This window comes from Lysobacter sp. TAB13, from assembly GCF_052113885.1.
In the GTDB taxonomy this organism is placed as follows: domain Bacteria; phylum Pseudomonadota; class Gammaproteobacteria; order Xanthomonadales; family Xanthomonadaceae; genus Lysobacter; species Lysobacter gummosus.
Genome location: NZ_JBFRDR010000001.1, coordinates 533,262 through 552,098 on the forward strand (window position 1 = coordinate 533,262; position 18,837 = coordinate 552,098).

22 protein-coding genes are annotated in these 18,837 nt (G+C 67.8%); 12 read left to right on the forward strand and 10 right to left on the reverse strand.

The genetic code is table 11. The features are described from left to right. Positions 1 to 63: 63 nt before the first annotated feature. On the reverse strand, positions 64 to 750 hold the full coding sequence (locus AB4Y92_RS01935) for a hypothetical protein (RefSeq protein ID WP_441818103.1): 687 nt from the start codon (positions 748 to 750) through the stop codon (positions 64 to 66). A gap of 489 nt (positions 751 to 1,239) precedes the next feature. Between AB4Y92_RS01935 and AB4Y92_RS01940 the strand changes: the two genes are divergently transcribed. Continuing rightward, positions 1,240 to 2,190, forward strand: a complete 951-nt coding sequence (locus AB4Y92_RS01940) for a glycoside hydrolase family 19 protein (RefSeq protein ID WP_441818104.1) — start codon at positions 1,240 to 1,242, stop codon at positions 2,188 to 2,190. 348 nt (positions 2,191 to 2,538) lie between these two features. Here the strand turns inward: AB4Y92_RS01940 and AB4Y92_RS01945 are convergent, their stop codons facing one another. From AB4Y92_RS01945 to AB4Y92_RS01955, 3 genes are all read right to left on the reverse strand, one after another. Further along, complete coding sequence (locus AB4Y92_RS01945) at positions 2,539 to 3,117, reverse strand: hypothetical protein (RefSeq protein WP_441818105.1); 579 nt, start codon at positions 3,115 to 3,117, stop codon at positions 2,539 to 2,541. Positions 3,118 to 3,221: 104 nt separating this feature from the next. Further along, complete coding sequence (locus tag AB4Y92_RS01950) at positions 3,222 to 4,715, reverse strand: PhoPQ-activated pathogenicity-related family protein (RefSeq protein ID WP_441818106.1); 1,494 nt, start codon at positions 4,713 to 4,715, stop codon at positions 3,222 to 3,224. Positions 4,716 to 4,815: 100 nt separating this feature from the next. Next, complete coding sequence (locus AB4Y92_RS01955; RefSeq protein WP_441818107.1) at positions 4,816 to 5,226, reverse strand: hypothetical protein; 411 nt, start codon at positions 5,224 to 5,226, stop codon at positions 4,816 to 4,818. Positions 5,227 to 5,658: 432 nt separating this feature from the next. Here AB4Y92_RS01955 and AB4Y92_RS01960 point away from each other — a divergent pair, with 432 nt between their 5' ends. Beyond that, entirely contained in the window at positions 5,659 to 6,789 is a 1,131-nt protein-coding gene (locus AB4Y92_RS01960) for a linear amide C-N hydrolase (protein ID WP_441818108.1), read from the forward strand. A gap of 104 nt (positions 6,790 to 6,893) precedes the next feature. Next, positions 6,894 to 8,258, forward strand: a complete 1,365-nt coding sequence (locus AB4Y92_RS01965) for a S41 family peptidase (protein WP_441818109.1) — start codon at positions 6,894 to 6,896, stop codon at positions 8,256 to 8,258. A 210-nt stretch (positions 8,259 to 8,468) separates the two neighbouring features. Here AB4Y92_RS01965 and AB4Y92_RS01970 read toward each other — a convergent pair whose 3' ends face one another. The 3 genes from AB4Y92_RS01970 to AB4Y92_RS01980 all read right to left on the reverse strand — a co-directional run bounded on the left by AB4Y92_RS01970 (position 8,469) and on the right by AB4Y92_RS01980 (position 10,229). Beyond that, positions 8,469 to 9,062 carry an HAD family hydrolase gene (locus tag AB4Y92_RS01970; RefSeq protein WP_441818110.1) on the reverse strand — a complete coding sequence of 198 codons (594 nt, stop codon included), beginning with the start codon at positions 9,060 to 9,062 and terminating at the stop codon, positions 8,469 to 8,471. Between the two features lie 88 nt (positions 9,063 to 9,150). Next, entirely contained in the window at positions 9,151 to 9,447 is a 297-nt protein-coding gene (locus AB4Y92_RS01975; protein ID WP_441818111.1) for a PAAR domain-containing protein, read from the reverse strand. 140 nt (positions 9,448 to 9,587) lie between these two features. Continuing rightward, on the reverse strand, positions 9,588 to 10,229 hold the full coding sequence (locus tag AB4Y92_RS01980) for a hypothetical protein (protein ID WP_441818112.1): 642 nt from the start codon (positions 10,227 to 10,229) through the stop codon (positions 9,588 to 9,590). 305 nt (positions 10,230 to 10,534) lie between these two features. Between AB4Y92_RS01980 and AB4Y92_RS01985 the strand changes: the two genes are divergently transcribed. From AB4Y92_RS01985 to AB4Y92_RS02005, 5 genes are all read left to right on the forward strand, one after another. After that, on the forward strand, positions 10,535 to 10,861 hold the full coding sequence (locus tag AB4Y92_RS01985) for a cyclic-phosphate processing receiver domain-containing protein (protein ID WP_441818113.1): 327 nt from the start codon (positions 10,535 to 10,537) through the stop codon (positions 10,859 to 10,861). 172 nt (positions 10,862 to 11,033) lie between these two features. Next, a complete protein-coding gene (locus AB4Y92_RS01990; RefSeq protein ID WP_441818114.1) occupies positions 11,034 to 11,897 on the forward strand; it encodes a DUF1684 domain-containing protein in 864 nt (287 codons plus the stop codon). Positions 11,898 to 12,188: 291 nt separating this feature from the next. Then, positions 12,189 to 13,091 (forward strand): DMT family transporter, encoded by a 903-nt coding sequence (locus tag AB4Y92_RS01995; protein ID WP_441818115.1) that lies wholly within the window; start codon positions 12,189 to 12,191, stop codon positions 13,089 to 13,091. Positions 13,092 to 13,111: 20 nt separating this feature from the next. Next, the gene (locus AB4Y92_RS02000; protein ID WP_441818116.1) at positions 13,112 to 13,537 is read left to right on the forward strand and encodes a GNAT family N-acetyltransferase; all 426 of its coding nucleotides are present in this window, start codon (positions 13,112 to 13,114) and stop codon (positions 13,535 to 13,537) included. 60 nt (positions 13,538 to 13,597) lie between these two features. Next, positions 13,598 to 13,837: a hypothetical protein gene (locus tag AB4Y92_RS02005; protein WP_441818117.1), complete on the forward strand. Its 240-nt coding sequence runs from the start codon at positions 13,598 to 13,600 to the stop codon at positions 13,835 to 13,837. A 25-nt stretch (positions 13,838 to 13,862) separates the two neighbouring features. Here the strand turns inward: AB4Y92_RS02005 and AB4Y92_RS02010 are convergent, their stop codons facing one another. After that, positions 13,863 to 14,288 carry a VOC family protein gene (locus AB4Y92_RS02010; RefSeq protein ID WP_441818118.1) on the reverse strand — a complete coding sequence of 142 codons (426 nt, stop codon included), beginning with the start codon at positions 14,286 to 14,288 and terminating at the stop codon, positions 13,863 to 13,865. A gap of 69 nt (positions 14,289 to 14,357) precedes the next feature. Here AB4Y92_RS02010 and AB4Y92_RS02015 point away from each other — a divergent pair, with 69 nt between their 5' ends. Together AB4Y92_RS02015 and AB4Y92_RS02020 are read left to right on the forward strand one after the other, a co-directional pair. After that, on the forward strand, positions 14,358 to 14,987 hold the full coding sequence (locus AB4Y92_RS02015) for a TetR/AcrR family transcriptional regulator (protein WP_441818119.1): 630 nt from the start codon (positions 14,358 to 14,360) through the stop codon (positions 14,985 to 14,987). 103 nt (positions 14,988 to 15,090) lie between these two features. Further along, positions 15,091 to 15,462 carry a VOC family protein gene (locus tag AB4Y92_RS02020; RefSeq protein WP_441818120.1) on the forward strand — a complete coding sequence of 124 codons (372 nt, stop codon included), beginning with the start codon at positions 15,091 to 15,093 and terminating at the stop codon, positions 15,460 to 15,462. Positions 15,463 to 15,466: 4 nt separating this feature from the next. Here the strand turns inward: AB4Y92_RS02020 and AB4Y92_RS02025 are convergent, their stop codons facing one another. Together AB4Y92_RS02025 and AB4Y92_RS02030 are read right to left on the reverse strand one after the other, a co-directional pair. Continuing rightward, complete coding sequence (locus AB4Y92_RS02025) at positions 15,467 to 16,336, reverse strand: LysR family transcriptional regulator (protein ID WP_441818121.1); 870 nt, start codon at positions 16,334 to 16,336, stop codon at positions 15,467 to 15,469. A 99-nt stretch (positions 16,337 to 16,435) separates the two neighbouring features. Beyond that, entirely contained in the window at positions 16,436 to 17,368 is a 933-nt protein-coding gene (locus tag AB4Y92_RS02030; protein ID WP_441818122.1) for a hypothetical protein, read from the reverse strand. Between the two features lie 204 nt (positions 17,369 to 17,572). Here AB4Y92_RS02030 and AB4Y92_RS02035 point away from each other — a divergent pair, with 204 nt between their 5' ends. Together AB4Y92_RS02035 and AB4Y92_RS02040 are read left to right on the forward strand one after the other, a co-directional pair. Next, positions 17,573 to 18,163 carry a hypothetical protein gene (locus AB4Y92_RS02035; RefSeq protein ID WP_441818123.1) on the forward strand — a complete coding sequence of 197 codons (591 nt, stop codon included), beginning with the start codon at positions 17,573 to 17,575 and terminating at the stop codon, positions 18,161 to 18,163. 72 nt (positions 18,164 to 18,235) lie between these two features. After that, entirely contained in the window at positions 18,236 to 18,823 is a 588-nt protein-coding gene (locus tag AB4Y92_RS02040) for a hypothetical protein (protein ID WP_441818124.1), read from the forward strand. Positions 18,824 to 18,837 lie beyond the last annotated feature (14 nt).

Sequence of the window (18,837 nt, forward strand, 5' to 3'; positions counted from 1 at the left end):
CTAGCCTGCATCCGCTTCGGATTCGAACCCGGCGCAAGCGCTGATGCGGCCGGGCTGCCGTGCCTACATCTCCGGCGTGCCGGCCTGGATGATGCGATCGCTTTCCTGGCGGTCTTCCGCGCGTTCGGCGCGCAGGGCCGCGTCGGCGTTGGCGCGGTGCTGCGCGCGCACCTGCGGCGGCAAGGCATCGACCTGACGATTGGCCTGCATCATCGCGCGCTCGCCGGGCTTGAGCTGGCAGTTGCGGCTGAGGATTTCGAGTTCATCGCCGTTGCGCGCCGCGCCGCTTTGCACGTTGACCACCACGCCGAGCGTATCGCCCAAAGGCTCGAGCTCGCCGCAGATCGAATCGATGGTGCCGTAGCTGCGCTCGGCGTTGCGATTGACGATCACGAACAGATTCTCGCTGTCGAGCCACACCACCGAACGCACGCCCTTGACGCCCTTGGCGGCGATGCGCGCGTTCTCGCGATCGATGCGGCGCGCCGGATCGGCCAGACGGATCGAGCGATTGACGTCGTCGTTGAGCGCCTTCAGGTTCTGCTGCAGGCCCTGCTGATCGCCGCCGAGCGCCTGGCTGCGCATCTTGACCAGACGTTCGGCGGTCTTGGCCGGGTCCAGCGGCTCGCCGGCCGGCTGCGCCGGCTTGGCCGCGGCCTGGCGTTCGCCCGGGCCGCCGCAGGCGCCCAGAATCAGGCTCAGCGCCACTGCCGTGGCCATCGCGATTGCCGTGTTCGCATTGCGCTTCATCGCTGCACCTCGCTGCTGCGCGGCCTCGGGCGCGGCGCCCTGGGCCGGTTGACGACGGCCGCGTGGCCGCGTCCGCCGTGTTGCGTCCTGCGGTTTATACCGCGCCGCGGGTGAAAACGGTTGCCGCATCGCAACGCAAATGCGACCGCGGTCGCCCCGGCAGCGTACGCGCGCACCGGATTGCGCAGGCATCGCGCGGCCGAGGCCTTTTTCGCGACCGCTGCCCGGATTCATCTTTACCGCATCGTTACAGTCGCCCGCGGGTCGCCCACCAGCGTCGCCACGCCGCTACACGCGGCAGCGTCCGGATATCGCACCGGCCGCGGCAACGCGGCGCATGGGACGGCCGCGCTCCATCGCGGGCGCGCTGCACGAAGACCTTATTCCATAACGATTAGATCGCCGCCAATCGCAAGTCCACGCATTCGTCGCGGTTGTGCGGCATGCGTACCCCGGGGGGACCGAGAGTCCATTGCCTGAGGATACGAAATGAACGCACCCATCCACTCGCGCCGCACTGGCGCCTGGGCCGCCGGCCTGTTCGGCCTGCTCTGTGCCCCCGCCGCCTTCGCCGCTCCGCAAGCCGCGGCGGCGGACACGTCCGACACTTTGCGCGCCACCGCCATCGTCGCTCCCGCCGCGGCCTGCAATTCCGTGGACTGGACGCGCGGGGTCAACTACACGCTCGGCACCATCGTGCGTTATCCGCCCAACGGCCAGTACTACAAGCTGGTCAACGTCGGCACCAACGGCAGCGACGGCACCGATCCGACCATCAGCACTTGGTACTGGCAGCCGACCACCTGCGACGGCACGCCGCCGACCGGCGGTTTCGTGGTGACCGAAGCGCAGTTCAACCAGATGTTCCCGAACCGCAATCCCTTCTACACCTACGCCGGACTGGTCGCGGCGATCCGCTCGTATCCCAACTTCGCGAAAGAAGGCGGCGACACCATCGCGCGCCAGGAAGCGGCGGCGTTCCTGGCCAACGTCAACCAGGAAACCGGCGCGTTGCAGTACATCCGCGAATTGAACCAGGCCAACTGGAATCACTACTGCCAGCCGGCCGGCACCTGCGGCAACAAGCAGTACTACGGCCGCGGCCCGATCCAGCTGAGCTGGAACTACAACTACGCCTCCGCCGGCAGCGCGCTCGGCTTGAACCTGCTCAACGATCCGGACTTGGTCGCGACCAATTCGGCGATCTCGTGGCAGACCGCGCTGTGGTACTGGATGACCCAACGCGGCGGCGCCAGCAACACCCCGCACCAGGCGATGGTGAACCTGCGCGCGTTCGGCGAAACCATCCGCGCGATCAACGGCGGCATCGAATGCAACGCCACCGGCATCGGCCACCAGCAGATGCTCAACCGCGGCACTTACTACCGCAACTACGCCGCGATCCTCAACGTCGCGCCGGGCAATAACCAGACCTGTTGATACGCTTGCGCGCCCGGTCGCGAGGTTGCGGCCGGGCGCGCGATGTTTCGGGTCTAAGTGGGCTTGGGGTCTGTTCGAACGCTCCGCTTCAGATGCGCAGCAAAGCTGAATACTCCGAGACTTCAGCGCCATCCCCAAGAACGTCATTCCCGCGAACGCGGGCTCTGCTTTACTTCGGCGAAGCCGAATATCCAGCGACTTCAAACGTTCTCGCACGAAAGGCCCTGGATTCCCGCGTTCGCGGGAATGACGAGCCTGGAGATTTTCCACAGGGTCTTGCCCTGCCCTTGCCAAGGCCGCCTGCATTCGTCGGCATCACCGCGCGGCAACCACCCCGCGCCTCACCCATCACATATCAAACGCCGCGCAACCAATTTCCTGCGTCCCCTTCTGCTCGCCGGCGCGCACGAACTGGATATCCGGCATCGGCACGTCCTCGCTCGGCGGCGCGGTCGCCACGCCCAGGCTGTAGTACTCGCGATAGATTTCCGGCAAGGGCTTGGCGCCGATCGCCGCGCGCGCCTGTTCGGCGCTGGCATCGACCACCACGGCGAAGGTCGAACCGCTGCCGAAGTCGTAGTCCACGCGCCGCACCGGCAAGCCGTGCAAGCGGATCGGCCGGCCCGGCGTCAGCGTGCCGCCGCCGGGGCCGACTTCGCCGATCGAGCTTTCCGCGCTGACCGCCACGCCGGCGTCGCGCAAGGTCTGGGCGAAGGCCGGTTCCTGCACGTCGGAAAAATATTCGCCCTTGCAATCGGCGTTGGCGGCGACCCAGGCGGCGAAATCGAACGAGGACGCGGCCGCAGGCTCAGCGCCCGCGGCGTTAGCCGCAGCAGCGGCCGGCGCGGCCTTGTCGTCGCCGCCACTGCAGGCGCCGATCGACAGCGCCAGTGCGCATATCGCCGGCCACGCGATCGTCTTGTTCATGCCGCTTCCTCCGTCGAGGCGGCCAGCCTACTCCTTCGCGACGGCGCGCGCAGCGACGGCACCGCGCGAGAACCGCCGCGATGCGCGGACGCCGACGAAGCGAGTTACTGGGGAACCATCAAACACGCACCGGTGCCGTTCGGCGGCGGCTGTTGCGGATAGTCGTGCTCGGGATACACGTACACCGGCGAGGTCGCGATGAAGCCGTCGGCGAAAGAGAATTCCACGAACGCCGCCGACCAGCCGCTGGCCGGCTTCTCCAGCGCGATCTCCACCGCATTGCGATTCACCTGCACCGCCTGTTCGCGATAACGCACGCCGCAGGCGAAACGGAAATCGCGCCCGGTGGCATTGTCGGCGACCCACAGCTTGGCCGCGACCGGCCGCTCGGAGGCGCGCGCACGCAGGCTCAGGCGGCCGTCGCGTTCGCTCAGCCGCGAATCCACCGAAGGCAGCGCCTGATGGCGGTTCCAGCGTTGCAGCGCCGGAATCAGCGTTTCACGAATATGCCGGCGAATGCCGCCGTGATCGGAATTGGGCGCCGCGCGCAGACTGGTCGCGCCGGGCAGATCGTCCAGGTACAGCCGCTGCGCATCGGCGGGAAAGAAGTCGTCGCCGCTGGCGTTGACCAGATACTTAGGAATCCGCAGGCGCTGGCGATGACGCGTGCTCAGATAGGCGAAAGGATCTTCGATCTGCATCAGCTCGGCGAACTCGGGCTGCTCGTAACGCGTGGTCACGCCCTCGGCGTGATAAGGCAGCAACGCGATCGGCCAACCGCCGCCGTAGGTCTTGTGGATGTGTTCGATCAGTTTCTGGATGCGCATGTCGATCACATACGACACCAGGCCCTGCACGCGCGGATCGCCGATCGCGGTCAGCCACGCGGTCCAGCCGCGCTTGGACGCGCCGGTGACGACGAACGAACGCACCCGCCAGGCGCTCAGCTCGCGCTCGGCCAGATCCATCGCCTTGACCGCGCTTTCGGCCATCGGCACATGCAATGGCAGCGTGGCGTTGCTCGCCGACGGTTCGTCCATGAAGCGGCGCCAGGTGGCGGCGACCAGCACGTCTTCTTTCTTCGGCGCTTCGCCGGGCAGGGTCAGGTATTGGTTGGGAACATCCGACAGGCTGATCACGATGGTGTGCGTGGCCTTGGCCACTTCCAGCGCCAGGGTTTCGTCGAAATCGCTCGGCGGCCGCACCGGGTCGCTGCCGTTGGCGCGGTTGCTGCCGTTGTTGATCACCAGCAGCGCCGACTTGGGCCGCGCCACCTCGGGGATATAGATATCGACCTGATGGGTCCATTCGTCGGGGACCGCGCCGCCGCTTTCCGGCCAGCGTTGCGAGTACAGCCGGTAGCTGCGCTTCTGCGCGCCGTCGAGCACGGTACGGCCGAGGCTTTCGTAGCGCAGCGGCACGCGCGCCTGGCGCTTGCGGTAATCGGGCCAGGCCTGGCTGTAATCCGGATGCGGATGGCCGAGCGATGCCGCCTGCGCCGCGGGCGCCGCCGCCGCGACGGGACCGATTGCGGCGAACGCGGTCGCCAAGGTCAAACCGGCCGCGAACACGGCCTGCTGGATACGCTGCTTGATCACGGCCGCGTCCTCGATGCGTTTTCAGGGGCGCCCAGCCTAAACGGAAAGTGTCAGCCCGCCTGTGCCTGACTGCCGGATTCCGCCGCGCCGCGCGCGGGCTCTACAGCGACGACCAGGCGCCGATCAGGCCGGTCAGATGGGCGATGCCGATCGCCAGGCAGATCGCCGAACTCCAATACCAGAACGGCGTCGCCGGCTGCGGCACCGAGGCCACCGCCATCGGCACCACCGCCAGTCCGCGCAGCAGGTACACCGCGGTGATCAGGCACAGCGCGGGTTTGAGCAAGGGCAAGGGGCCGATCGCGCCGGCGCCGGACAAGGCGTAGCCCGCCCACAGCATCAACACCGCGGAAATGCCGACCGTCACCACCGCCGGATACGCGCGTCCGGCCTCGGCCATTTGCGCCATGCGTTCGCCGGCGCCGAAGAACCGGTACCACGACGGCCCGCCGACGATCACGCCCAGATGCAGCACCGCCGCGCAGGCGCTCGCCATGCCGGCCAGCAACAAGCAAGGGTGCGAAAAACATTGAAACATGCGCCGACCGGTCCCTGGATGTGAGTCGAGCCGGCCGCTACGGGCCGACGTGCGGGCAGCATGGCCGCCCCGGGCACGTATTGCGCGTGCCGGAAGCAACACTAAACCCGATCCGCGAATCGCGGAAGTGGCCCGGGCGCCGCAGGCCGGGGCGAGCGCCACCGCCGGCGCCGGCCGCCCCGAGTCATGAAAGTCAGCCGCCTCTGGCCGCATGCGCGCCGTCGCCGCGTTGTTTATTCCGCCGTCGCCTCCGGCACGGTCTTACCTGATGGCCGCGCTCAATCGCGACGGCCTGTTATCACCAGCCGATCGCACCGCAAGCCTGCGCACGACGCAACGCAGCGGCCGCGACATTCCGCCGCACCGATTCGTCCCTTCTTCGATCGCCCAGGACAGGAGCTACGCATGTGCACTAATTTCTTGTTGGCCGTTCCGAACATCCCCGCCACCGGCGCCGGCGCCACCCAGTACATCTCCTCGCGCTGCATGGAACTGACCGGGGTGATGAAGACCTCGATGTACCTGGTGCCCGCGCAGCAAGTTTTTCCGCTGATATCGAACGGATCCACGCAGTGGACCGGCACCTACGGCTTCGTCGGCCTCGCCGATCCGTCCGGCATGCCGCTGTTCCCGTGCTTCGTCGATGGCATCAACAGCGCCGGCCTGTCCTGCGCCTCGCTGTGGTTGCCCGGCACCAGCTACGCCGCCAGCGCCAGCAGCAACGCGCTGGAGTACTACGACCTGGGCGCCTGGATCATGAGCCAGTTCGCCACCGTCGATGAGGTGGTCACGGCCTTGGCCGGCATCAACGTCATCGGCGCGGCGCCGGGCTCGGATCTGTACAAGCCCCTGCATTTCATCGCCACCGACCCGACCGGGGCCAGCGTGGTGATCGAATTCATCGACGGCGCGATGAACGTCTATCCGCCCAGCTACAACAACGGCGCGACCCAGGACGGCGTGCTGACCAACTCGCCGACCTACGACTGGCAGCGCACCAATCTGGCCGATTACGTCAACCTCAGTGTCGAAGGCAGCGGCACCTCCAGCACCAACACCTCCGGCCCGCCGGTCGGCGCCGGCCTGCTCGGCCTGCCCGGCGACATCATGTCGGCCTCGCGCTTCGTCAAGGCCGCGACCTTCCGCATCGGCTACGGCAAGCTGCCCAGCGACGGCACCGGCTGGCTGCCCACCGTGCCCGACGCCGGCGCGACCGACAGCACCCAGACCATCGTCAACGCCGCGCTGTCGCTGGTGCAGATCATCCAGGCCACGCCCTACGCCAGCGCCTTGATCAGCCCGGCCTCCATCACCGCTGCGCCCACGGTCGGCGACTGGACCATGTGGCAGGTCGCGCGCGATCACACCAACGCGGTCTATTACTTCAGCTCCGCGTTCAATCCCACGGTGCAGAAGGTCGATCTGAGCGAGGTCGATTTCGGCGGCGGCAGCGTCAAGATGTCGGCGCTGAAGACGATCCCGGTGCTGCCCTCGCCCGGCGCCTGGTACAACGACGCCTCCAGCAGCTTTGCCTGAGCCCGCGTTGCGACGCTCCGGCGCCTGCGCGCATCCGTGTTGGAAAGGCTGATCGAATGCCGCCCGTCGCGCCCTCGCGCGACGGGTCCACACAGGAGAATCCAATGCGCAAGGCAATGCATCCGTCGTTGTCCCGTTTGTCTTCGCTGCTGGGGCTGTTGCTGTTGGCCGGCGCCGCCCAGGCCGGCTTGCCCTCGCCGCGCGAGGCCGTCGCCGAGGTCGCCTCGGCGATCGAACGCAATTTCTATGATGCGCAGCGCGCGCATGCCATCGCCGAGGAACTGCGCGGCGAAGCCGCCCAGGGCCGTTACGACCGCTATGCGGACCCGCGCGATCTGGCCACCGCGCTGAGCGATCGCCTGCATCCGCTGGACGCGCACTTCCGCGTCAACTGGCGCGACCCGGCGCAACCGGGCCCGGCGCCGCAAGGCCATCGCCGGTTGCCGCCGCCGGGCGCTGGGCCCGGTCCCGGACCCGGGCCCACTGCCGGACCCGCGCCGGTGGATTTCAGCCGCCGCGGCAACTACGGCCTGCGCAAGGTCGAAGTGCTGCCGGGCAATCTGGGCTATATCGATCTGCGCGAGCTTCCCGACTTCGCCTTCGGCGATGCCAACGCGCCGGCGCGGCGCGCGCTCGAGGCGGCCTTGCAGCTCATCGTCGCCACCGATGCGGTGATCATCGACCTGCGCGAGAACGGCGGCGGCTCGCCGGCCGCGGTCGGCTATCTGACCAGCGCCTTCACCGCCAAGAACGCCGACATCTACAACACCTTCCGCTGGCGCGAAGGCGAGCGCATGCGCAGCGACAGCGAAGCCCCGCAAGACTGGTATCGCGACCCGCGCCTGCAAGTGCCGCTGTATCTGCTGACCAGCCCGCGCACCGCTTCGGCGGCCGAAGCGCTGGCCTACACCTTGCAAAGCGCGGGCCGGGCGAAAGTGATCGGCGAGGCCAGCGCTGGCGCGGCCAATCCCGGCGGAGATATCGCGTTGAAGGACGGCTTCAGCGTGTTCGTTGCCAGCGGCTCGCCGACCAATCCGATCACGCATAAGAACTGGGAAGGCAGCGGTGTGGCCCCGGATGTCGCGGTGCCGCAGCGCGAGGCGCTGCAGACCGCGCAGCAACTGGCGCTGGAACGGGTAATCGCCGCGGCGCCGGCCGGCGCCGACACGCTGGACGCGCGCTGGACCCTGGAAGCGCTGCGCGCGCAGTCCGCGCCTAACCGCGACACACCGGCTCCCACCGATTACCTGGGCCAATACGATCGCATCCAGATCGGCGCCGACGGCGGGCAACTGATATTGCGCAACGGCCAGCGCCCGCCGCAAACGCTGATCGCACTGCAGCGCGATCTGTTCTTCGTCGATGGCAACCCGGGCCTACGCGTGCGCTTCGAGCGCGGCGACGACGGCCGGGTGACGGCGCTGGAAACCTTGCGCGCGGACGGCAGTTCCAATCGTTATCGGCGCTGAGCCGATCGCCGGATTCGCCGCCGCGGCTGCGCGGCGGCGAAGTGGGCGCGATTCACAACGGCGATGCACGCGCGTTTTCCATCATGCAGAGCGTCGCAGCCTGCGCCGGCGCCCCCTATCATCCCGCGCCCGGACGGGCTGACGGCGCTCTGCTTTTGTTCGCGCGCATGGATCGCGCGCGTTTCGAACCCAACCACGCAGACGCCGCGCTCAGGCCACTTCCCGCCAGCGGTAATACTTGCGATCGGCCAAGGCCAGCAAGTCCAGATCCTCGACCGTGTCGCCGTAGGCGTACACGCTGCCGTAGTCGCTCAGCTCGATGCGCTCGCGCACCCGTCGCGGCTTCTCCGCGCCGCAGCAATCGCGGCCCAGATAGCGGCCGGTCAGCACGCCGTCGCGGGTTTCCAGATGCGAGCAGATGTATTCCAGCCCCTGCGCGTCGCACCAGGCCGAAACGAACAGTTCGAGATTGGCCGTGACCACGACGATGCGATCGCCGCGTTCGCGATGCCAGGCGATGCGCTGCATCGCTTCGGGCCGCAGTTGCGCCGCGACCACCTCATGCAGATAACGCGCGGCGGCGGCGCGTACTTCCTGCTCACGCCGGCCGCGATAACCGAACGAGACGATGCGCCGGCGCACCGTCTGGCCCGAGACCCAACCCAGCCTGTAGCCGATCACATGCGGCGCGAGCAGGACATTGCCCAACCACAGACGGCGGCGGCCGACGCTGGCGCGGACGAACCCCGGAAAGGTTTCGCGATGGGTGATGGTGCCGTCGAAATCGAATAACGCCAGATCCATGCGGCGGTTGATCCTGAAACCCGGGCGACGCCGCCCGCGCGGAGTCTAGCCGGCGCCGCCGCGCCGCGCATGCGCCGCCGGACCTGCGCTACATCTCCCGCGCCGCGGCGAAACCGCCACCCATCTCGGCGATGCATTGAATCTGGCTGCGCGAAATCAGGATGCAGCCGCAAGCGCAGAAATCACCGTGGCGCGCGGCCGCGCGGCCGTCGATCGGATGCTCGCTGTCGCCGGTCACGATGGTGGTCATGCCGTGCACGCCGCATTGCACCGAATCGCCGATGCGCGCCCAGGCCAGACCGCCGGCCGGGTCGTAGGCCGCGCCGCTGAGCACGGTGCCGCCACCGCTGGTTGTATCGCCGACCTTGATCCAGTAACGGGTCATCGCCCACCTCCTTCCCGAATGCTCCAGCCCTGCCTGCACGACGCTGTAACGGCTCCGCATCGCCTGCGTGATCGATCGCTGCGCATTCTTCGACCAGGGTCATCTAGAACGGTATTTTAGATTGCAATCAACAGCACTTATCAGTTGCTAATCACGCTTTCGACGATGCCGCCGGGATTCCCGGCCAAGGCGATCGCCGACCCTGTAAACGGCAATACGAGTTCGTACGTGGGCGGATGCGTTCCATGTGCCGGAAATGCGACGGGAACCGTGGCCGAGGTACCGAATTGGGTGACTCCACGGCCCAGGATCCGGGCCAGGTCGTAGTGCGCGCCGTTGAACTCGAAGGCGCGGCTGTCGATCAGGCGGGCGCTGAACACGTTGTCGCCCAGCACCGGCACCGAGGCGCCGCCGACCTGCGCGCTCACCGTGCTGCCGACCACCAGCCCGGTACGCCGGAACGTGGCGATGCGCTCGCCCTGCGCGAACGACTCGGGCCGGTCGAAATCGCCGCCCGGGACGCGCTGCAGATACACCGAGAACTCCCCGACCGGGTCCAGCGCGAGGTTCAAGGCGCCGTTGCTGGCCGCGCGCGCCTTGAACGGCTTGGCCGCGAAGGTGAAATACGCCGCGCCCTCGCCCGGTTCGCCGTCGAACATATCCCCGACGATGCCTGACAGATGCAGGAAATAGCCGTAGTCGGCCAGCCAACCTTCGCCGGTACGATAAAAACGCCCGGTGACGTACCAGGCCAGTTCGGCGGGCGACAACAACGAGGACATGCGCGGCTCCGTGATCAGGATCGGCGCCGTATCGAAACCGCTGCGCCAATGCGGCGCGCATTCGAAACAGCAACCGGGAACGAACAAGGGATGTCGCCGCAGACGACATCCGTGTCGTCTGATAACGCCCGCGGGCAGGCAACGGAGGACACGCCGTGAACGCGGATATTCCGATTCGTGCGACAGCGCTCACTGGAATCCGACCGCGCCCGCAGTTTTCGCCATGCCCCGCGCGCGGCGGCGATCTTGCCGATGCGATCGATGCGGTGTCAGGATGCGGCGACTCTCGCCAGGGACCGCGGACGATGCGCGTATATCTCGATGACGAACGCGTGACGCCGCCGGGTTGGCGGCGCGTCTATTGGCCACACGAAGCGATCGCGCTGCTGGAAACCGGTGAGGTCGCCGAGCTGAGTCTGGATCACGACCTCGGCGACGACGCGCGCGGCACCGGTTACGACGTGATCGTCTGGATCGAACGCGCGGTGATCGAGCGCGGTTTCGTGCCGCCGCGGATCGCCGTGCATTCGGCCAATCCGGCGGCGCGGATGCGGATGCTGGCGGGGATCGAGGCGGTGGAGCGCGCCGCGGGCCTGCGTGCGACGTCGGGGCCCGCGCGCAACGGCGAATGAGACCACGAAGGTCGTCGGCGCGCGCTGCCACCGTTCGTCGGCTTATGACAATGCAGTACACGCGCCGCGGCCCACCGGCGCTTAATTGTCACCTCGCGCCCCCCTACTTTCGGGGCAGGCGCGCCGCGCCCGCTACTGGCACAGTCCGCCCGCCCTTCCACGAGACTCGCTCATGCGCGCATTACTGTATTCGGCCTTGTTGCTCGGACTGTCTTGCGCGGCGCACGCCGACCCGCGCCAGGACTGGGACGCCTTTCGCGCCGGGATGATCCAGCAGGCCAGCGGGCCGACCGGGATGTACGCGATCCAGGACGTGACCGTCATCGCCGCCGGCGCCAGCGCGCATCTGCCCGCCGGCCAGAAACCGGCCGACACGCGCTGGGCCAAGGACGACGGCGGCAAGGACGAGGTGCGCGTCAGCTATCGCGACGGCAAGGCGATCATCGAAGGCCCGGGCGTGGCGGCCACCGATCTGCTCAAGGCCAAGGATCAGCAGCAGGCACTGCCCGGCGGCCTCACCGTGCGCGGCACCGCCTACGAAAATTCGCTCAAGGTCTGGCTGTACAACCCGGCCCGCGTCGCCACGCACTACAAGGGGATGTCGTTCTTTCCTTACGATCCCAAGGGCGTGGTCACCGCGACCTTCACCCGCAAGGATGTGCCGGTGGGCGTGAGCCATCTGGATTCGCGCAATCACACCGGGCTGATGTACTGGATCGGCGACGTGCAACTGCCGATCCAGGGCAAGACCTACACCTTGCGCGCGTTCAACAAGGAGCGCGACTGGTCGAAGATCAATCACGTGCTGATGTTCGTGACCGACAAGACCTCGAAGAAAACCAGCTACGGCGGCGGACGCGCGGTCGGAGTCATGTTCGAGCCCGGCGCCGCGCCGAAGACCATGACCGTCAACTTGAACACGATGTACAGCTTCCTGTGCGCGCATTCGGACTACTTCAACTGCCCGATCAACCTGACCACGTTCGTGCCGGTGGAGTTGAAGTACGGCGAGAAGTATCCGCCGGGCGGGCATTGAGGCCGGGCCGGCGCGCGTGGGCGCCGGTTTGAGTTGCATGTGCGGCCGCGTTGATCAGCGCGGCGCTTTGTCGAGTTCGGCCTTCCGCTACGTGGCCTGCTCGCGATAGCGGATGCGCGACAGCACGCGTCGAAATTTACCGCCGTGACTATCTCTCGTCAGCCCGGCCCCGGCCGCTCCGGCACTGAGGACGACCGGCCAAACTGGTTCCATACAAGTCCCGGCAACTGGCTCATCCCAGGGTCCACGGCCACCCTAAGCTGATCCCATCGGATCAGCCCAGGAGTCGCCATGAGCCACCTCGCCGCCGCCGCCGGCCTGTCCCAGCCCCGCACCGGGCTGCGCCACTGGCTCAGCCCCCTGGAGCTGTGCGCGCTCGCCTCGATCTGGGGCGTGTCGTTCCTGTTCATGCGCGTGGCCGCGCCGCAGTTCGGGCCGATCGCGCTGGTCGAGCTGCGTCTGGCGCTGGGCGCGCTGGTGTTGGCGCCGCTGCTGTGGAAAGCGCGCGCGCAGTTTCCGCTGCGGCTGTGGCCGAAGCTGGCGCTGATCGGCGCGATCAACTCGGCGGTGCCGTTCACCCTGTTCGCCTGGGGCGCCGAGCGCGCGCCGGCCGGGATCGGCGCGATCACCAGCGCGATGACGGTGTTGTTCACCGCGCTGGTCGGTTTCATGTTCTTCGGCGAAAAAATCGGCGGCCGGCGCGCGCTCGCGCTGGCGAGCGGTTTCGCCGGCGTCGCGGTGCTGGCGGCGGGCAAGACCGCCGGCGCCAGCATCGGCTGGGCGGTGGCGGCGGGCTGCGCGGCGGCGTTCTTGTACGGCGTCGGTTTGAATCTGGTGCGCCGCCATCTGGCCGGCCTGCCGGCGGCGGCGGTCGCTTCGTCGACGCTGGGCAGCGCCGCGTTGCTGATGCTGCCGCTGGCGATCGCGAACTGGCCGGCGCATGCGATCGGCGCGCGTCCCTGGGCCGCGGCGTTGATGCTCGGCGTGTTGTGCACGGGCCTGGCCTACGTGCTGTTCTATCGCCTGGTCGCGCGCATCGGCGCGGCGCGCACGTCGATGGTGACCTACCTGATTCCGCTGTTCGGCGTCGCCTGGGCCTGGCTGCTGCTGGGCGAACCGGTGACCGCGAGCATGGCCGTGGCCGGCGTGCTGATCCTGGGCAGCCTGGCGCTCAACCAGCGCGCCACGTACTGAAACTTTACGGAGAACATTCCATGCAATGGATCGAGCGCATCGACGACACCGACTGGAACGAACTGTCGGCGCTGTACCGCATCGCCCCGCTCGGCGAGAAGAGTCCCGAGGATCTGCGCACCACCTTCGGCAACAGCCGCTACGTCAGTCTGGTCTACGAACACGGCCGCCTGATCGGCGCCGGCCGCGCCCTCGCCGACGGCGTGGATTGCGCGTATCTGTGCGATATCGCCGTGCATCCGGATTACCAGGGCACGGGACTGGGCAAGGCCATCGTCGAGCATCTGCGCCAACGCGCGGCCGGGCATCGCAAGATCATTCTGTACGCCAATCCCGGCAAGGAAGGCTTCTATCGCCGGCTCGGCTTCAAGCGCATGAACACGGCGATGGCGATTTTCGCCGACGAAGCCGGCGCGCTCGCCAAGGGCGTGGTGAGCGCGGATTGAGCCGGCGCCGCGGCGCGCGTTAGCATCGGCCGACACCTCGTATGATGAGCCGACGATCCGATGCCGCAAGCCGATCACCTTCGCCTGGCGGCCATCTGGATCGGCGCGATAGTGTCGATCTGCGGTTTGTCGCTGCTGGCGGTGGATCTGTACCTGCACTTTCACGACGGCGTCATTCATGTCGCCAAGGGCAGTTATTTCCGCGTGCAGCGCAGCAGCATCGCTTTAGTTATCGACGCGGCGGTGATCGTGCTGGGCGTGAGCCTGTTGATCTGGGCGCGCTTGCGCCGCGCCGGCTGACGGCCGCGCCGAATCGGTCAACCGATCAAGTCGGCAACGCGCCCGCCTCGTACTGCGCCGCGAATTCGGCGCTGGGCGCGATCGGCTGGATGATGTCGATCAACACGCCGTTGGGATCGGCGGTGATGAAGTGACGCTGGCCGAAGGCCTCATCGCGCAGGCTCAGCAGCAGCGGCAGCCCGGCCTCGCGCAGCCGCTGGTGGACCGCGTCCACGTCCTCGACTTCGAAGTTCAACAGCAGCCCGCCGACCCGTCCGCGCCCGGATTCGGGAATGGTGTGGTGGCCGCCGTCCAGCACCGCCAGATTCACCGACGGATCGCCAGCCGATTGCAGGTGCACGTACCAGTCGGCGGCGAACAAGGCGACGAAGCCGAAATGGCGCTGGTAGAACGCAGCGGTGCCGGCGACGTCGCCGGTCATGATCACGGGGTAATAGCTGGTGACTTTCATCGGTTGTGGGCCTCGGCCGGGTGACATACAGTCTGTATGTAAACCGACATTAACGTACAGGCTGTATGTATGCAAGAGTCCCGTCCGAGCCGTTCGCCCTCCCCCGGCCCGCGCAGCAACCGCGAGCGCACCGAGGCGACCCGCCACGCCCTGCTCGAAGCGGCGCGCGGGCTGTTCGTGAGCAAGGGCTACAGCGACACCTCCACGCCCGAGGTCGCGGTCGCCGCCGGCATCACCCGCGGCGCGCTCTATCACCACTTCATCGATAAGCGCGATCTGTTCCGCCATGTGTTGCAGCGCGAGGCGCAGAGCGTGCGCGAGGAGATCGTCGCCGCCACCGCGAACGATCCGGACCCGCAATCGGCGCTGAGCGTCGGCGCCCAGGCCTATCTGCGCGCGATGACCGTGCCCGGCCGCACCCGCTTGCTGCTGATCGACGGCCCCGCCGTGCTCGGCTTGGCCGACATCGCCGCGATCGACGATGCCAACGCCGCCGACACCTTGCACGAAGGCCTTGCCGCCGCGCTCGGCGAGCATCAGGTCGATGTCCCCGCTCTGGCGAAGCTGCTGTCGTCCGCGTTCGACCGCGCCGCGCTGGAGATCGACGCCGGCGCCGATGCCGAGCGCGTGGGCGCGACGATGGCGTGGTTGCTGCAACGCGTGCTGGAGCGGCCCGCCGCCAAGCCGCGCAAGCGTTGAACGGCGCGGCATCACTGCTGACAAACCCTGACAGTGCCGCTGCCTAGCATGGGCACCGAGCCGGCACTCGCCCGCTCCATCGCCCTTTCTCTGGAGCGTCACCATGCTCGATAGCAACTTCGTCCTGCTCTACGTGGACCGTCCCGACGCCAGCGCCGCGTTCTACCGCGAGCTGCTGGGCAAGACGCCGGTCGAATCCTCGCCGACCTTCGCCTTGTTCGTGCTCGATTCGGGCATGAAGCTCGGCCTGTGGTCGCGACATACGGTGGAACCGGCCGCGCAGCCGGCGTTCGGCGGCGCCGAACTGGCGTTCCCGGTCGGCGACTACGCCCGCGTCGATGCCGTCCACAAGGAATGGAACGAGCGCGGGCTGCGCATCGCTCAGGCGCCAACCGATCTGGATTTCGGCCGCAGTTTCGTCGCGCTGGACCCCGACGGCCACCGGCTGCGGGTGTTCGCGCCCGCGCCGCAATAAGCGCTCAGGCCGCGGTCTTTTCGATCCACTGCGAAAACGCCGTGGCGCCGTCGCCCGCCGGTTTCAGCGCCAATCGCGTCAGCCAATAGCCGCCGGCGTCCAGCATGGTCTCAAACGGCTGCACCAGCCGGCCTTCGGCGAGTTCGCGCGCGAACATCGAGGCCGGCGCGAGCGCGACGCCGAGTCCCTGCAACGCGCATTGCACCATCGTCAACGAGGAATCGAAGATCGGCCCGTTGATCGGGCCGTTCGGCACCGCCTGCGCCGCTTCGAACCACAGCCGCCAGTCGTCGACGAAATACGAGCGCAGCAAGGCGAAGCGCGGCAGGTCTTCGGCGCGGCGCAGTTGCGCGGCGATCACCGGCGTGCACAGCGGCGTGACCGGCGCGTTCATCAGGAACCGGCTTTCCATTCCCGGCCACGCGCCGCGGCCATAGCGGATCGCGTAGTCCAGGCCTTCCGCGGCCGGATCGACGCGGTTGTTGTGCGTACTCACGCGCACGTCCACCGACGGATGCAGGCGCGCGAACTCGGCCAGCCGCGGCAGCAGCCAACCGCTGGCGAAGGTTCCGACCGCGCCGACGTGCACCACTTCGCGCGCCAGGCCGTCGCCGACGCGGTCCAGGGCATCGTCGATGCGGTCGAAGGCTTCCTGGATCGCCGGCAGCAGGCTCAGCCCTTCGTCGGTCAGGGCCAGACCGCGCGGCAGACGGCGGAACAGCTCCACGCCCAGCTGATTCTCCAGCAACCGCACCTGATGGCTGACCGCCGCCTGGGTGACATTGAGTTCATCGGCCGCTCGGGTGAGGCTGAGCGCGCGCGCGGCGGCTTCGAAGACCTTCAGTGCGCCGAGATTGATGCGTGCGTGCGCCATGGCGTTTCCAGTATTGAACGGGCCTGTGCGAGCGAATGCCGCATCGGCCGGGTGCGCAGATTCAAAGCGCCCGCGCCGCCAGTGTCAACGCCGGGCCGATCAGCGCTGGATCTTGGTCGCCGGCACCGCTTCTTTCTGCAGCGCCAATTCGGCCTGCCGTTCCAGCAGATAGTCGTACCACTGCTGTTGCACGCCCTCAATCGGGCCCAGCGCCGCTTCGAACTCCTTCAGCGATCCGCTGCCGCGAATCAGCTGACGATAAGCGCTTGCGTATTTGCCGTCCTGGTAGTGGAACAGGAAGTGCGACAGGCTCCAGTACTCGATGTAGTAGGTGTTGAGATAACGCCCGCCGATGTCCGGGCCGGTGCCGTCGATGAGTTTGCGCAATTCGATCAAACGGCCTTCGCCCAGATCGCGCTGCAGCGAGCCGCTGAGTTGCAAGTCGCCGACCCACCAGATCGGATAGGTGTCCGGATCGATCCGCCCGGCAGACAAGCGATTGTTCTCCAGCCGGCTGGTGCCGAAATACGTCGCCAGCCCTTCGTTGATCCATTTCGCATTCGCCATGCCGGCGCGCTCGGCGTTCAACTGGTGGGTGGCTTCGTGCAGCATCCAGTGATACGGGTTGCCGCCGCCGTCGGCGTAGTACGCGTGGCAGTACGGCTTGCGGTAATAGGCCTCGGCCCAGGGCATGCTGGTGTTGTATTGCGAGAACTCGTGCTTGTCGCGATACAGGATCAGCTTGAGCCGCGGCGCATCCGCCGCGGCCGCCGGCAGATCGAAGAAGCGCCCGTAGGCGCGGTGCAGCGCCTCCACCGCGGCCGCGACCTGCACCGTGCGTCGCGCCGGGGCGGTGCTGAAGATGGCGTAGTGATCGGTCTGGAATTCCTGCGCGCCCGGCGGTATCCGCACCGGCGCCGGCGCTGCGCGGGCCGGGACCGGCGCGGGCGACGGCGGCTGGCGTTCGCCGCAGGCCGTGCACAGGCTCGCCGCCAGCGCGAGGATCGAAAGAGTCTTGCGTGCGGTGGGCATCGGCGTCGCATCCTGCGTGAGAGTCGGCCCGAGCGCATCAACCCGGTCGCGATCATTCTCCGGCGAAGCGGCGATCACGCGCAATTGCCGCCCGCGCAAAGTGGCCTGGAGCGCGTCGCCTAACTGGCCCTGGAGCGGGCCCGGCCTACGCCACACAGTGCAGCGGCGGCCGCTCCCCGCGCGGCCGGAAAGGAACACCGCTCGATGAGCGCAAGAAACAGCGTGACCTTCGCCGTGATCGCCGGCGGCCTGGCGGCCTTGCTGGCGATCGCTCCCACCGCCGCGCAACGCGCCCACGCCGCCGCGGGCGACGCGCCCGCCGACGGACAAAACGGTTTCGACTTCGAATTCGGCCGCTGGACCAGCCACGTCAAACGCCTGAAGCAGCCCTTGAGCGGCTCCGACGACTGGGTCGAATATCAGGGCACGACGGTGGTGCGCAAACTTCACGACGGCCGCGCCAATGTCGCCGAACTCGATGTCGCCGGCCCCGCCGGCCGCATCGAAGGCGTGGCGCTGCGCTTGTACGATCCGCAGAACCGGCAGTGGACGATCCACTACGCCAACCTGCGCGACGGCGCCCTGACCGCGCCCATCACCGGCCGCTTCGAACGCGGGCGCGGCGAGTTCTACGGCGACGACCGCCTGGGCGACCGACCGATCCGCGTGCGCTTCGTGATCCGTTGCGAGACCCGCGACCGCTGCCTGTTCGAACAAGCCTACTCCGCCGATGCGGGCAAGACCTGGGAAATGAACTGGATCGGCACGGACACGCGCGTGCGCGACGGCGGCTAGTTCGCGCCCAGTGCGGGATCCCATCGAATCTTCCAGCCTGTCGCGCTTCATCCTCACTCAACGAGGCCGTTCATGACGCCAGACCCCGATCGTCGCCGCATCGTGCAACTCTCGCTGCTCGCCGCCTTCGCCGGCGCGATTCCGGCCGGCGTCGCCAGCGCCGAGGCAAACACCGGCACCGCGGCCGCCGACGATCCCGCGCGCGCGTTCGACTTCTTCCTCGGCACCTGGCAAGTCCGCTATCGCCGCCTCAAGGAACGCCTGCTCGACAGTCACGATTGGGAGGAGTTCGAAGGCGTGTGCAAAGTGCAGCCGATGTTCGGCGGTCTGGCCAACATGGACGAAAGCAGCGTGCACCGCCCGGGCTTGCCGTACCAAGGCATGGGCCTGCGCAGCTACGACCCCGCGAGCAAGACCTGGGCCGACTGGTGGCTGGACACGCGCAACCCGCACAAACTCGACCCGCCCATGCTCGGCGGCTTCGCCGACGGCGTCGGCACTTTCTTCGGCAAGAACACCGTGCGCGACCAGCCGGTCAAGGTCCGCGGCGTGTGGTCGAAGATCACCGCGACCTCGCTGCAATGGGAGCAGGCGTTTTCGCCGGACGAGGGCAAGACCTGGGAGACCAATTGGGTGTCTCGGTACAAACGCGTGGCGTGATCGCTCGCTGCAAC